This window comes from Chloroflexota bacterium (assembly GCA_026706485.1).
Taxonomy (GTDB): Bacteria; Chloroflexota; UBA11872; order UBA11872; family UBA11872; genus JAJECS01.
The window spans coordinates 294,828-309,425 of the sequence record JAPOYR010000010.1 but is presented as its reverse complement, the minus strand read 5'-3'; the positions used below and the strand labels follow the sequence as shown (position 1 = coordinate 309,425).

Annotated in this window: 12 protein-coding genes; 8 read left to right on the top strand and 4 right to left on the bottom strand. The window is 66.2% G+C overall.

Features of this window, described 5'->3' with window-relative positions; translation table 11 throughout:
• Positions 1-7: 7 nt before the first annotated feature.
• Positions 8-1,837, bottom strand: a complete 1,830-nt coding sequence (locus OXG79_09010) for a hypothetical protein (GenBank protein ID MCY3783910.1) — start codon at positions 1,835-1,837, stop codon at positions 8-10.
• On the opposite strand from OXG79_09010, the gene OXG79_09005 reads away from it, so the two are divergent.
• The 4 genes from OXG79_09005 (at position 1,837) to OXG79_08990 (ending at position 7,146) form a co-directional block, all read left to right on the top strand.
• Positions 1,837-2,400, top strand: coding sequence for a GNAT family N-acetyltransferase (locus tag OXG79_09005; protein MCY3783909.1), 564 nt, complete (start codon positions 1,837-1,839; stop codon positions 2,398-2,400). The genes OXG79_09010 and OXG79_09005 overlap by 1 nt on opposite strands.
• A gap of 58 nt (positions 2,401-2,458) precedes the next feature.
• Entirely contained in the window at positions 2,459-3,322 is an 864-nt protein-coding gene (locus OXG79_09000; GenBank protein MCY3783908.1) for a phytanoyl-CoA dioxygenase family protein, read from the top strand.
• A gap of 40 nt (positions 3,323-3,362) precedes the next feature.
• Positions 3,363-5,831, top strand: a complete 2,469-nt coding sequence (locus tag OXG79_08995) for an FAD-dependent oxidoreductase (GenBank protein MCY3783907.1) — start codon at positions 3,363-3,365, stop codon at positions 5,829-5,831.
• Positions 5,832-5,904: 73 nt separating this feature from the next.
• Positions 5,905-7,146 (top strand): aminomethyl transferase family protein, encoded by a 1,242-nt coding sequence (locus OXG79_08990; GenBank protein ID MCY3783906.1) that lies wholly within the window; start codon positions 5,905-5,907, stop codon positions 7,144-7,146.
• A gap of 205 nt (positions 7,147-7,351) precedes the next feature.
• Here the strand turns inward: OXG79_08990 and OXG79_08985 are convergent, their stop codons facing one another.
• Together OXG79_08985 and OXG79_08980 are read right to left on the bottom strand one after the other, a co-directional pair.
• Positions 7,352-8,050: a peptidylprolyl isomerase gene (locus OXG79_08985; protein MCY3783905.1), complete on the bottom strand. Its 699-nt coding sequence runs from the start codon at positions 8,048-8,050 to the stop codon at positions 7,352-7,354.
• A gap of 83 nt (positions 8,051-8,133) precedes the next feature.
• Positions 8,134-8,874 carry a hypothetical protein gene (locus OXG79_08980; protein ID MCY3783904.1) on the bottom strand — a complete coding sequence of 247 codons (741 nt, stop codon included), beginning with the start codon at positions 8,872-8,874 and terminating at the stop codon, positions 8,134-8,136.
• Positions 8,875-9,213: 339 nt separating this feature from the next.
• On the opposite strand from OXG79_08980, the gene OXG79_08975 reads away from it, so the two are divergent.
• Positions 9,214-9,675, top strand: coding sequence for a cytochrome c (locus OXG79_08975; GenBank protein ID MCY3783903.1), 462 nt, complete (start codon positions 9,214-9,216; stop codon positions 9,673-9,675).
• 71 nt (positions 9,676-9,746) lie between these two features.
• Complete coding sequence (locus OXG79_08970; protein ID MCY3783902.1) at positions 9,747-10,280, top strand: cytochrome c; 534 nt, start codon at positions 9,747-9,749, stop codon at positions 10,278-10,280.
• A gap of 142 nt (positions 10,281-10,422) precedes the next feature.
• Here the strand turns inward: OXG79_08970 and OXG79_08965 are convergent, their stop codons facing one another.
• On the bottom strand, positions 10,423-12,135 hold the full coding sequence (locus OXG79_08965; protein ID MCY3783901.1) for an ABC transporter substrate-binding protein: 1,713 nt from the start codon (positions 12,133-12,135) through the stop codon (positions 10,423-10,425).
• Between the two features lie 289 nt (positions 12,136-12,424).
• Here OXG79_08965 and OXG79_08960 point away from each other — a divergent pair, with 289 nt between their 5' ends.
• Both OXG79_08960 and OXG79_08955 read left to right on the top strand, forming a co-directional pair.
• Complete coding sequence (locus tag OXG79_08960) at positions 12,425-13,630, top strand: Gfo/Idh/MocA family oxidoreductase (protein ID MCY3783900.1); 1,206 nt, start codon at positions 12,425-12,427, stop codon at positions 13,628-13,630.
• Complete coding sequence (locus OXG79_08955) at positions 13,627-14,598, top strand: sugar phosphate isomerase/epimerase (protein ID MCY3783899.1); 972 nt, start codon at positions 13,627-13,629, stop codon at positions 14,596-14,598. The genes OXG79_08960 and OXG79_08955 overlap by 4 nt, the downstream gene beginning before the upstream one ends.

Genomic DNA, 14,598 nt, shown 5'->3' with positions numbered 1-14,598 from the left:
CAACCAGCTAACGCGAGCCATCCACGTGCACCGTCACCACGTCGATGCCGTGATACTTCCGGTGGTGCACCGAGGATGCATAGTGCCGCAAAAGGCGGAAGGATATCTCGGCTGCCTCCGGAACCTGGGGCTGCTCGCTCAGGTAGGCCAGCCGGTCCTGGAGGTTTTCCTCGTCGAACACCGCCAGGAACTCCAGCTCGACCGCATCCCCGGGCCGAGCCACCACGATCAAACGCGGCACCCGATCGGCCCCGTAGTCAGAATCAGCCTGCAGCAGACTCGACAGCGTCTCCTCGCCCGCGGCGCGCAGCCGCTCCGTCGACGCCGTGTTCCAGCCCAACTTCGACGCGAGGTCGAGCAGGAATGCGTCGATCGCGGGCAGCGAGGCCGTGCTCAGTGGGACCTCCAGTCGGCTTTGCCGCCGGCCGGACGCTTCGAGAAACAGCGTCATCAGCACGGCGGCGACGACGCCGACCGTCATGCCGTTGCTGAGTGAGGCGACCCAGGTCTCGCCCAGGAGGTCCGCGACCACGTTTCGACTCTCCAAGCCAACGCCGATCGCGAGGGACACGCCGACCACTAGCGCCGTTCGATGATCGAGTCCGTCCTGGACGACCGTCCGCATGCCTTCCACGAAAAGCAGCCCCATGATCATCAGCAGGAAAGCCCCCATGACGGGACTCGGAATCGTGAGCAGGACGGCCGCCACCTTGGGCAAGAACGCCAGCGCCACGAGGACGCCTCCCATGGCATATCCGACGCGGCGCGCCGCGACTCCCGTGAAAGTGATGAGCGAGACGGTGGACGGCGAAAAAATGATCGTCGGCAGCGTGCCGGCAATTCCCGACAGCAGCGCGCCGAGCCCGTTGGTGTTGAGCACGCCTTGAACCACACGAAAGTCGGTGGCGGGGGGCTCGCGCCGCGACACCTGCTGAATGACGACGCCGTCGCCGCTGGCCTTGACGGCCGATACCAGACTCACAATCAGGAACGCCGGCAGGAACGTCCAGAACTCCACGCCCGGCGTCAGGTCCAGGCCCGGCCAGGCCGTGAAGTCCGGCAGGTCGAACCAGGGCGCGTCGAGAACCGGCTGAGGGTCGTAAAGGCCGAACCCGGCGGCGACCGCGCAGCCCGAAACGATGCCGATGAGGGGCGCCCATAGTCGCCAAACCCCGGACGCTCGCATGGCCAGCATCACGGCGACCGCCAGGGTCGTCACGGCCACGGCGGGACCCGCGGCCGGCGGCACGCCCTCGGTCGGCTCGCCGATCCTCCCGATCGCGATTGACATAACCATGACGGCGATCAGCATCAGCGCCGTGCCGGCGACGACCGGCGTGATGATGCGCCGCAGCAGCGGCAGCCAGGCCGCCAGCGCAAACTGCACCAGCGATGCGACCACGATGAGGCTGGCGAGCGTGGCAAGTCCGGCCTCCGGCAGCGCCAGGACCAGGATGGCCAGCGCGACGAAGTGGGGTCCGGCCCCGCTCATCAGCACGTGCCCGGCTCCGAGCCGCCCGACGCGAGCCGCCTGCAGCGCGGTCGTCGCTCCCGCGATGATCAGCGCGGCGAATACGGCCCACGATAGATAGGTGTCGCCCTGGCCGGCAGCCCGGGCCGTGATGGTCACGAACAGCACCGTGTTCGCGAGGGTGAGCACGACCCCCTGAAGAGCGACGCCCGTTGCGAGAAGAGGCGGACACGGATCGTCCGGCTCGTAGCGGATGTACTCGTTGACGCGGGCTATCTTCGGACTCGCAATGGGTGCGGGATGATGGGTGCATCGATAGTACGGCCGATCCTTGATCAGTTGCGCCGAAAGCCGGCGAAGCAGCAATGAGCCACGAACCTAACGACCGCGTCGAGTTGACCACCGAGCGACTGCTCCTGCGGCCGTTCGAAGTCGGTGACGTCGACGACGTGCTGGCCTACGCCTCGGTTCCCGAGCTTGGGCGCTTCCTCGACCTGCCCCAGCCCTACACGCGCGACGACGCGGAGGAGTACGTGGCGCGTCGGATTCTTGACGATTGGTCCGACGAGGCCATGTTCGCCATCGTCTGGGAGCGACGCGTTGTTGGCAGCATCGGCCTGCATATCAACGTGCGGCATGAGACCGCGGAGATGGGCTACGCATTGGCCCGCGAGATGTGGGGCCGCGGCATCGTGCCGGAGGCCGGGCGGGCCGTCATCGACTGGGGATTCGAGCGATGCGGACTGCACAAGGTCTTCGCGGAGACGGATGTGACGAATCGGCAATCGTGGCGCGTCATGGAGAAGCTGGGCATGACGCGCGAAGGCGTGCTGCGGGGCCGCCACAAGGCGCGGGACGGACATGTGGACTTTGCCTACTACGGCATCCTGCGCGAGGAGTGGCAACGGGCGCGCGGTGTCTCGGCCTAGAGGCGTCCGTTCCCCGTGCTAGGTTCGCGTCACCGGCCCGAGCTTTGGAGGCCAAACAGTGGACGCCAACTGCCTCGCGCACGCGCTGACTGCGGAAGAACACGAGGCCTTCGAGCGCGACGGGTATCTGCGCGTCGAAGGCGCGCTGAGCCGCGAGCACGCAGCCGAGCTCGTCGACATCGTCGACCGTCTCCACCGTGACGGTCGGCTCGTAGCCCCGGCGACCTATGCCGGCGTCACCAACCGGGTGCAGCACTTGAATGCGGTTGGGCTCGATCCGGCATTCGTGGACCTCATTGACCACCCGACGACATTCCCCAAGGTGTGGGGAATCTTGGGCTGGAACATCTTCCTGCTCAACACCCACCTCATGCTCACGCCGCCGGAGCCGCGCGAGGGGCCGCGAGGACCCGGGGGCTGGCACCAAGACAACGGCCGCCGCACGCTCGACATGCCCGAGCTCGAGATCCCGGCGCGGCTGTCGTTGAAAGTCGGCTACTTCCTCACCGATGTCAGCAAACCGGACATGGGCAACTTCTGGGTGGTACCGGGGAGTCACCGGCGACGGAGCATCGAGGTCAGTCCGGGAGCCGGCGGTCTCGTTCCAGGGGCGGAGCCGGTGCTCCTGCGCGCCGGTGACGCGTTGATCTTCGACGCCCGCGTATGGCACAGCGGCAGTCCCAACTACTCGGAGACCACGCGCAAGGTGCTGTTCTTCGCCTATGCCTACCGCTGGTTGCACACGGACAACGTGCTGCCGCCGGGGCACGAAGCACGAGGCATCGCGGACCCGATCCGCCGGCAGCTTCTTGACATAATCGGCACGCCCGCCGGCCGCATGGAGACTACCGACGAAACCGTTCCCCTCCGAGCCTGGCTCACCGAACATCAGCCGGAGCTAGCCGCGCGATATGAATACTAGGGAGGGTCTGCGCAACCGGCGCTTGATTCGGTAGACCCACATGCCTGACCCCACGCTGCCGCAACACGCCCGGGCCGTAATCGTTGGCGCCGGTATCGCTGGGTGCAGCGTGGCCTATCACCTGACGCAGCTTGGCTGGCGGGACATCGTGGTCGTCGACCAGGGTCCGCTCTTCGAGACCGGCGGATCCACGTCGCACGCGCCGGGACTCGTGTTCCAGATCAACGCCTCCAAGACCATGACCAGCTTCGCGCGGCACACCCGGGACCTGTGGACGCGGATGGAGCTCGACGGTGTGCCCTGTGCCAAGACCGTGGGCAGCCTGGAGGTGGCGTGGACGCCTGAACGGCTGGCCGACCTGAAACGCAAGGTTGGATATGGCTTGAGCTGGGGCGTGGAAGCCCACCTGCTCAGTCCCGCCGAGGCGCGAGGTCTTTTCCCGCTGCTTTCCGAGCGCATCCTCGGCGCCATGTTCGTCCCGTCGGACATCCAGACGCGGGCGACACGGCCAGCGGAGGCGATGGCGCGCGAGGCGGAGCGGCACGGCGCGTCCTTCCATGGCCACGTCAAGGTGACCGGCTTCCGGATCGCCAATGGCCGAATTGCCGGCGTGCATACCTCGCGCGGCGACATCGAGACGGACCTGGTGGTCTCCGCCGTCGGCATCTGGGCGCCGCGGCTCGGTGGACTGGCCGGCGTGCCGATTCCGCTCTCGCCCATGCAGCACCTTTACGCCGTCAGCACGCCACTCCCCGACCTGGCCGGCAGCACCGATGAGATCTCCCTGCCGATCGTGCGCCACCAGGACAAAGCGCTGTATTTCCGCCAGGTGGGTGAGGCCCTGGGCATCGGGTCCTATCTCCACGAACCCCTCCTGGTTGACGCAGAGGACATCCGCGAACACGGGCACGGCCCCATCCCGCCGGCCGAGCGGTCGTTCGCGCCGGAGCACTTCGAGCGCGGGATGGCCGCGGCGCGGGAGGTGATTCCCAGCCTGACGAGCGCGGGCTTGACGCGAACGCTCAACGGCATGTTCTCGTTCACCACCGACGGCTTTCCCGTACTCGGCGAATCGCCCCAACTGCCCGGATTCTGGTCGGCCCAGGCCGTCTGGATTACCCATGCGGGCGGTGTCGGCAAGGCCGTGGCCGAGTGGATCGTCGACGGCGAACCAACGGTCGACCTGCGGGAGTGCGACATCCGGCGCTTCCACACCCACGCGCTGAGTCGTCCCTACGTGCGGGAGCGCGCCGCGCAGCAGTACCGCGAGGTCTACGACATCATTCACCCGCGCCAGCAGCTGGCCAGTCCCCGCGACATCCGCCTGACGCCCTTCGTTGCGCGGCAACGGGAGCTGGACGCCGTGTTCTTCGAGAGCGCCGGTTGGGAACGCCCGCAGTGGTACGACGCCAACCGCGGTCTGCTCGACTCGCTAAACGTCGCCGGCGCATGGCGCACCGGCTGGGAGGCGCGCGAGTGGTCGCCCGCGGTGGCGGCCGAGCATGCGGCCACCCGTCAGCGAGCGGCCCTGTTCGACCTCAGCCCGTTCGCAAAGTTCGAGTTGACCGGCGCCGGCGCGCTCACAGCGTTGCAGCGCCTCGCGACGAACCAGATGAACAAGCCCATCGGGTCGATCACCTACACGGCCATGCTCACGCCACGCGGCGGCATCAAGTGCGATCTCACGGTCACGCGGCTCGGCCCGGAGCGGTTTCTGGTGATCACCTCCGGTTCCACTGGACCGCACGACCTGGACTGGATCCGCTCGCATCTGCCGGAGGACGGCTCGGTGCGCGCGGCCGACATTTCGCCAGAGCGATGCTGCGTCGGGCTGTGGGGACCGAGGGCCAGAGACGTGCTCCAGCGCGTCTGCGACGACGACGTGAGCGACGCCGGGTTTCCCTACATGACCGCCAAGCCGATAACCGTGGGCGGGGTTCCGTCGCTGGCGCTGCGCATCTCATACGTGGGTGAGCTTGGGTGGGAAATCTACGCGCCCACCGGGCAGGGCCTCGCGCTGTGGGAGGCGCTCTGGGAGGCGGGCCGGCCGCTGGGCCTGATTGCGGCGGGCGGCGGCGCGTTCGACTCGCTGCGGCTGGAGAAGGGCTATCGGCTGTGGGGCAATGACATCCATACGGAGTACAACCCCTACGAGGCGGGCCTGGGGTTCGCGGTGCGAATGCGTAAGGGCGACTTCATCGGCAGGCAGGCGCTCAGCGAATGTCGAGCGCAGGGTCTGACGCGAAGGCTGTGCTGCCTGACGCTCGACGACCCCGACCGCGTGGTCATGGGCAAGGAGCCCATCCTGGACGGCGATCGCGTGCTTGGCTACGTGACCAGCGCAGGCTTCGGCCACTCCATCGGCCGTGGCATCGTGTACGGCTATCTCCCCATCGCGCATGCCGAGGCGGGAACCAAGGTGGATGTCCTGTACTTTGGCGAGCGGCTGCCGGCGACGGTGGCGGACGATCCGCTCTACGATCCGGACGGCAGGCGGATGAAGTCGTGAGCGGCCCCGGTCCCGTCCCGATCGGCGGCACGCCGAAACGGCCGCCTGGCCCATGGCAACTGGAGGTCCCCAAGTGACGCAAACCCTGGTGATCGACGGACTCAAGCCGCGTCGGGTGCCGATCAACCTGCGGCAGAGCGGGAACAGCGACGCGCGCATGCTCATTTCGACCCGGATCAGAAAGTCCCCGTGGTGGCACCTGTCGAAGGCCGCCGGGTGCTGGGCCTACACGACCTACAACCACCTGTACCACCCGCGCGCCTACATCAAACCCGAGGACGGCGGGCTGCTCGAGGAATACCGCTACCTTACGCAGCACGTCAGCATGTGGGACGTAGCCGTCGAGCGTCAGATCCAGGTCAAGGGCCCGGACGCCGCCGACTTCGTCAACCTGCTGATCACGCGCGACGTTCACGCCCTGCTGCCCACGATGCAGGCGCGCTACGTGATCCTCTGCAACCAGCACGGCGGCCTCATCAACGACCCGGTGCTGCTGCGGGTCGCCGACGACGAGTTCTGGTTCAGCATCTCCGATTCCGACGTGCTCCTCTGGGCGCAGGGCGTCAACACCAACGCCGGTTATGACGTCGAAATCAACGAGATCGACGTAGCGCCGGTGCAAATCCAGGGGCCCAAGTCGGCACCGCTGTTGGAGAAGATGTTCGGCCCGCAGGTGCGAAGCATTCCGTATTACGGCCTGCTGCACGCAACGCTGAACGGCCATGCGGTGACGATTTCGCGCACCGGCTTCTCCGCCGAGATCGGCTTCGAGATCTATCTGCACGACGCCATGCTCCACGCCGACGACGTCTGGCCGTACATCCTGGAGCAGGGCGCGGAGTTCAACCTGCGCGTCATTGCCCCGAGCCACATCCGGCGCCTGGAGGCCGGCATCCTGTCCTACGGCCAGGACATGGACATCGAAAACAATCCCTACGAGGTGCGGCTCGGCTGGCAGGTGGATCTGAACAAGGCCGACTTCATCGGCAAGGACGCCCTGGCCAAGATCAAAGCGAAGGGCGTGCAGCAGCGGCTGGTGGGTTTGAGGGTCGGGGGCGAGCCGATCACCTGGTATAACGAGGACTTCTACCTGGTCAAGGACGCCGACTCCGGCCGCGACCTAGGCTACGTCACCAGCGCCTTCTGGTCGCCGAACGTCGGGTCCAACATCGCCCTGGCAGTCATGCCGCGCACGCACTGGAAGCGTGGCGCCCGGGTGAAGGTGCAGCTCCCGCAGGATGGTCTCGTGGACGCCGAAGTCGTGCGCGTGCCCTTCGTCGACCCGACTAAGGAGCGGCCCAAGACGGTGCTTTGAGGCGGCTCCGGGGACGAATCATCGCGCGGCGATCGCACGTCGCGCCGAGACCGCATCACCGGCGCATCGCCAACGGCGTCCGCCAGAAGCCTGCCGCGACCATCGTTTCCGCTGGGCGCTCACCCGAGCCGGCGACCGCCGCGCTATAGCCGCGCGCGCCCACGGCGGACGCACCCCAGGCGGCCGGTGGCGCCAGCGTTGTGTTCTAGCAGGCGGACCAGGTCGCCGAGCAGCCGTCGTCGAACTTCGCCCCGACGGTCACCGAAATGATCTTGATTTCCTCTTGCGGTACGGACCCTTCACCGTCGGATCCCTCGGCAACCGGCACCGCCTCGATCTTCTCCAAGGTAGCGACCGACGGCTTGTGTTCGTCCTTGAGCTGGCCGAAGAGCGTGAAGTCCGGGGGCAGGCGGTCTTGCGCCGTGAGGTCATCCAGGATGATGAAGAATTGGGAACCGTTGGAGTCGGGCGTGCCCTTGTTGGCCATGGCCAGCCCGCCCCGGATGTAGGGCCGCTGCGGCAACTCAATCTCGAAGCTGTACCCCGGCCCGCCCGTGCCAGTGCCGCTGGGATCGCCACCTTGCACCATGAATCCCGGAATCAGGCGATGGAAGGTCACGCCGTCGAAGTAGCCCTCGTTGGCGAGGAAGATGAAGTTGTTGACGGCCAGCGGCGCCTCTTCGTGGAACAACGCGAAGCTCATGCGCCCATGGTTGGTGGCAATGATCACCCAAGGCTCGCCCTTGGGAATATTGTCCATCGCTGGATAAGCGTCGTAGGGCCCACCGTCCGCCGACTCAGTCGAACCGGTCGAACCGGTTGAACCGGTCGATCCCGTTGACCCCTCGCCGCAGGAGACCATCAGGCCCACGAACACCAGCGCGACCAAAACTGCCCGCCACATCACGTTCCAACCCCCAGCACTTCCGTTGCCGGCGGCATTGTCCCAGAGCGCCGCGCCGGCCGAAAGCGGCCCCCCGGCCGGTCCTAGCCGGAAGACTCCTCAGCGGGGACCAGCTCGCGCCGACCCTGATACAGCCCCAGCCCGATGACGAACAGGGCAAGGGCGCCGATCATCTGGAAGATGTTGTTCACCAGCAGCAGCGTCACGGTGTCAAGGCCGGGCGCGAGCAGCGCGATCAAGAAGTTGATGATGGCGCACGCTCCGATGACTACCAGAACGTAGGACGCGAGCTTGAAGCCATTCAGGCCGCCGAACCGTCCGGCCAGCCCAACCCCGGTCAGGATCGACGCGACGGGATAGAGCCACAAGAAGCCCATGAGCAATCCGGCAATGTCGATCTGAACGTCCAAGGCGAACTTCGCGAACTGCGCTTGCGCTTCGGCGGTCTCGGCCGAATCCATGCTGCGCTGCATCAGGTAAATCACCATGTGTCGTTGGGCCAGGCCAAGAACGAACACGCCCCAGCCGAACAGACTGGTGACGACGCCAAGTCGCAATGCCGTGCTCGCCAAGGACCGCTCACCGTTGCCGAGACGGAAGAGCGCGGTGAAGCCGTAGGCGTAGAACAGCATGCCGACGATCAACAGTATGGTCATCACGTGCCCCAAGGCCGCTTGCTCACCCAGGGGGACGATCGCCGCGGCGAAGTCCGTTTGATCCACCGGGCTGACGAACGGACCCCCGGGAAAGAACAAGCCCGCCACGATTGTGAGGATGACGCCTGCCATCAGGGCGAGACCCGCGCCTTTGCTTCCGATCAGCATGCTTGAATTCACGGTCCTCTTCGCCCTTTCCCGTGTGCACAATTCCAGCGTTGCACGCGCGCATATTAACAGGTCAATTCCGATTCGCGCAATCCGGTGAAACGAAGCAATATAAAGACAAGTTTACAATTGAGCCCAATATGCAAGAAGCGCTATTCAATTGCAATTGTGGCGGCTTCACAGGCGATGGTATTCTCAAGAAAGATGTGAGTTTTTGCTTCGCACTCACCCCACATGACCAGAGATACCTCCTTCCCGAATCGCCGCTCTGCCGCGAATGTCGGCGCGCACGCGACGCGAAGCATTGCGGTGGCGACGATCAGAGCGCCTGGCAGCCGGATGACGATCCTCGTGCTCGTCGCGGCAATGGTGCTGATCGTGGCCGGCGGGTGTGGTGACGCGGAAGAGCCGCCGAATGCTTCCGGAGCATCGCCGGTCGCGACCACCAAAGCCGCCGAAGTCGTGGCCACCGCGACCGCGCAGCCCGCCTTGTCCGAGACAGCCCTCGCGGGCGAGATGCTGTTCAACGCGAATTGCGCCCTCTGTCACGGCCAAAGCGCCGCGGGCACCACGCAGGGCCCGACGCTTATCGACCGGATCTACCATCCGGGCCATCACTCGGACTTCAGCTTCCGCCGCGCGGTGGCTCAAGGAGTCCGCCAACACCACTGGACCTTCGGCGACATGCTTCCGGTCGCGACGGTCACAGCGGACGAGGTCGAGCAGATCATCTGCTATGTCCGGGAACTCCAGCGTGAGGCCGGCATATTCGACGGCGACACCTTCGAGACCGTGTGCTGAGGCAGAGCACGCGGCCGAATCTCGGGTCTTGACGTTCGATGCAGCGACCTGGATTGCCCCGAAGGATGCCGGTGGCGCGCCGGAATCGCTCGGTCGTCGTGCCGCTGAAGCTCCGCGTGAGCGTTCTTGCCGCATTCGCGCTCGTCTCGGCCTTCCTCGCTGCCTGCGGGCCTGACGATCGCGGAGCTTCAACCAGCGCCGTCGTCACGGTGCCGGCGCCTCCAACGGGTCAAGAGCTCTTCGCGGCAAACTGCGCCGTCTGTCACGGGGCCGAAGGTGAAGGCCAATCCAACTGGCATATCGCCAAGGACGACGGCACCCTGCCGGCGCCGCCGCTCAATGGTGACGGTCATACCTGGCACCACCCGGACGGCCTGCTGTATCGCGTCGTCAGCCAGGGCGGAGCCCAGTTCGAGAGCCCCAGCGACCCCGGCTTCAAGAGCGCCATGCCGGCATTTGAGGACCGCCTCAGCCACGAGGAAATCATCGCCGTGCTGACCTTTATCAAAAGCCTTTGGGGCAACAAAGTACGGATGGACTATTCCATACGCGAGTCACAGGAGTTGCTGAGCGAGCGAGACCCCTTCCCGCCGAACGGCGAATAGCTCGCATGCTGAAGGATCTGCCCAAACTCGTGCGCGACGCCCGTAGCCAGCCAATGCGGTCAAGATTGTTCGCGCGTTCCTTGAGGTCGAGCGCGATGGCCGGGCGCCGTCCGAGGTCCGCCGAACGGTGGACTGACCGGAACTAGACGTCGCCGCCTACCGCTACCCGCAAGATCGTGATTTGTTGCTGCGGATGTGAAGTCTCGTTGCCGAACTCGGCGTCGGTCACCGGCACCGCCTCGATCTTCGCTAACGTGTCGAGCGATGGTTGGTGATCTTGCTTGAGCTGACCAAAGAGCGTGTAGTCCGGCGCGAGCCGGCCCTGGGCGGTGAGGTCGTCCAGAACGATGAAGAACTGCGATCCGTTGGTGTCGGGTGTGCCCTTGTTGGACATCGCCAGCCCGCCGCGGATATACGGCCGGTGCGGCGGCTCGATCTCGAAGCTGTAGCCTGGGCCGCCCACGCCCGTCCCGGTGGGATCACCGCCCTGCACGATGAAACCTGGGAGCAGTCGGTGGAACGGCAGGCCTTCGAAAAAACGCTCGTTGGCCAGAAAGAGGAAATTGTTGACCGCCAGCGGCGCCTCGTCGGGAAAGAGTTCGAAGGTCATCTCTCCCAGGCTGGTGGCGATCGTCACCCAAATCTGACCCTCGGGTAGGTTCATGGGCGGGTAGGCGTCGTAGGTCTTTCTGCTGGATGTCGCGGGCGCCCCCAGCACGCGAAAGCCCAGATTCTCCTCCGTGCGCTCGGCTACCGGCAGCACCTCGATGACGACGTGGGACACGCCGACCACGTCGCCGTTGGCGTCGAAGCTGTAGCCGTCGCCGATGGCTCCGCTCCAGGTCAGGCTGTAGAGACAGTCCCGAAAGCCGGCGGCGTCCTGGTCGTCATTCGTCTGGCGCAGGCACTCGGCGGCGATGTAGACGCCGTCGTAGGCCGAGCCCTGGAACCAGGGCCAGGGGGCGACGCCGTAGCGGGCGTTGAAGCTGGCCAGGAACTCCCGGCCGATGTCGGTTTCCAGGTCGGGGTTGGGGACCACGGCCTTGAGCCCGGTGGCCGCCTCGCCAGCGATGTCGAGGGAGTTGGACCCGGTGGGAACCACCTCGGAGTAAATCGGGCCCTCGTAGCCCAGCTCCCTGACTTGCTTGATGATGGTGCCGCCGGAGACCTCGCCTTGCGCGGCGACTAGGACAGCGTCGGGGTTCGCGTTCAGCAGCTTGGTCAGCTGGGTGCGGAAATCGGTGGCCTCCGTGGGGTAGCTCTCCGCCGCGACCACCGCGCCGCCCAGCTTTTCGAATTGCGTGACCGCGGAGCGGCGCGCGCCTTCGGCATAGTCGGTGGCTTCGGTGATCGTGCCGATGGTGCGCGCGCCGTCGGCCCACAGCGTGTTGCCGATGTCGGCGCCGACCTTCAGCGAGTTGATGGCGGTGCGGAAGATGTAGTCGCCGGCGTCGCTGATGTCGGGGCTGGTGGAGGACGCCGAAAAGAGGACGACGCCCTCCTGCTCCGCCAGGGGCGCGATCCCCAGCGTGGCCCCGCTGCACGTGGCGCCCAGGATGATCTTGACGCCTTCCACGTCGGTCAGCCGCTGGTAGGCGATGATGGCGTCCGCGGACGTGCACTTGGAGTCCTCAACGATGAGCTTGAGCGGTCGCCCATTGATGCCGCCGGCGGCGTTGATCTCCTCCACAGCGATCAATTTGGACCGGGAAAAGGGAATGCCGTAGGACTCCCCCACGCCCGTCAGCGAGTCCAACGCGCCAATCACGAAGGGCTCCTGCGAGGTGTCCGACTGCGCCGATGCGTCGCCGGCCGCGGCAGCCGTCGCGGCGGGCTCGGCGTCTGAGGTTGGCAACGCCTCTTCCCCGCACGCAGCCAACATCAGAGTCGCCAGGCCAAGCATGGCAAGGGTTTTGAAGGACTTGCACCTCATGGGACCACCCCAGGCTGCAGAGCCGGGCCGAAGCGCCGTGGGTTTATATCACGATGTATCAACTGCTCCAGTCAGAGCGGCACTGGCAATTGACACGTCAACGTTGTAGCCAGGAGGCGAACGCTGGCTACTCGCGTCGGAGGTCTCATCGCACACGAACGCGCCGCCATTCCGCTAGAGTGCGGCTGTTGGGCGGGCGAGATTTCGATACGTGAGCGGCGAAGAGGGCGTAGCGACCGAGGTCGGCCGCGACGCGGGCGACGGTATCCCCGAAATCGGCGTCGGCATCGTCGGCACCGGCTTCATGTGCCAGGCGCATGTGAATGCCTTTCGCACGCTGCCGTACATGGCCTATCCGCCGCCGGCGCGGCCCAGGTTAAGGGCCGTCGCCTCGCGTTCGGTCGCGGGCGCCGAGGCGGCCGCGCGTCGCTACGGCTTCGAGCGGGCTCATGCCGACTGGCGTGAAATGCTGGCCGATCCCGCGGTCGACCTCATTGATAACTGCGGACCCAACAACATCCACGCCGAGGTGAGCATCGCCGCCCTGGACGCCGGCAAGCACGTGCTGTGCGAGAAGCCCATGGGTCGCAACGCGGCGGAGTCGCGGCGGATGCTGGACGCGGCCCGCAACGCCGGCGGCAAGCACATGGTGGCCTTCAACTACCGCTTCGTGCCCGCCGTGCGCAAGGCGCGCATGCTGATGGAGCAGGGCGCGCTGGGCGAGATCTATCACTTTCGCGCGCGCTACTGCCAGGACTGGCTGGCCGACCCGGAGTTTCCGCGGGTGTGGCGGTTGCAGCAGGCGCTCTCCGGCAGCGGCGTGCTGGGCGACCTCGGCTCGCACATCGTGGACCTCGCGCGGTTCCTCGTCGGTGAGCCGACGGTGGTGAACGCGCGGCTCAAGACGTTCGTCTCGCAGCGACCGCTGCCCGAGAACCCGGATGAGCAAGGTCCGGTAGACGTGGACGACGCCTTCGTCGCGCTGGTCGAGTTCGACAATGGCGCCATCGGGACGCTCGAAGCCACGCGCTTCGCCGTCGGCCACCGCAACGCCAACATGTTCGAGATCAACGGCTCGAAGGGCTCGCTCCGGTTCAACCTGGAACGGCTCAACGAGCTCGAGGTGCACCTACGCCCCGACCCGTCGAACCCCCAGCCGGGATTCCGCAGCGAGCTGATCACCGAGCCCGAGGACCCGTTCATCGAGTGGTGGTGGCCCGTGGGCCATATCATCGGCTGGGAGCACACCTTCGTGCATGAAATCCATCACTTGCTCGACGCCGTCGTCAACGACACCGACGTGGCGCCCTATGGCGCGACGTTCGAGGACGGCTGGCGCTGTGACGTGATCCTGGAAGCCATCACCAGGTCCGCCGCGGAAGGCGGAGTTCCCATCGAGATCGAGTACGCCCCATGAGAATCGGCGTGGTGACGGTTTTGCTGCGCGACCTGCCGCTTCCGGACGCCCTGGACTACCTGGCCTCGATCGGCGTGCAGGACCTGGAAATTGGCTGCGGGGCCTACCCCGGCAACGAGCACTGCAACGCGCAGGAGTTGCTGGCCAACGACGAGAAGCGCGCGGAGTTCCAGGAGGCCATCGTCTCGCGCGGGCTCAATCTGAGCGCGCTGGCCATGCACGGCAATCCCATCCACCCCAACGCGGAAATTGCCGAACGGCATATCGCCGAGGAGCGCGACGCCATTCGGCTGGCCGAGAAGTTGGGCGTCGAGACGGTGGTCGGTTTTTCGGGGTGTCCTGGCGACCACGAGGGCGCGAAATACCCCAACTGGGTCACCAACGCCTGGCCGACGGACTTTCCGGCGATCCTGGAGTGGCAGTGGGAATCCAGGGTGATTCCCTACTGGCGGGAGTCGGCGGCGTTCGCCCGCGACCACGGCATCCACAAGATCGCGCTGGAGATGCACCCGGGATTCGTGGTCTTCAACACCGAGACGCTTCTGCGCCTGCGCGACGCAGTCGGCCCGGAAATCGGCGCCAACCTGGACCCGAGCCACCTGTTCTGGCAGGGCATCGACGTGCCGGAGGCGATTCTGGATATCGGACGCGCGGGCGCGCTGCACCACTTCCACGCCAAGGACACCCGCATCGAACCCACCATCGCGCGAAAGCACGGCGTGCTCGACACCAAGTCGCTGGCCGACACGGCGGACCGTGCTTGGATCTTCCGCACCGTCGGCTACGGCCACGGCGCGGAGGTGTGGCGCGACATCGTGACCGCGCTGCGCACGGTGAACTACGACGGCCCGCTGAGCATCGAGCACGAGGACGCGCTCATGTCGCCGCGCGAGGGTCTGGAGAAAGCGGTCCGCTTCCTGCGCGAGATCATCATCGAGCAGCCCACCAGCGACGCGTACTGGGCCTAG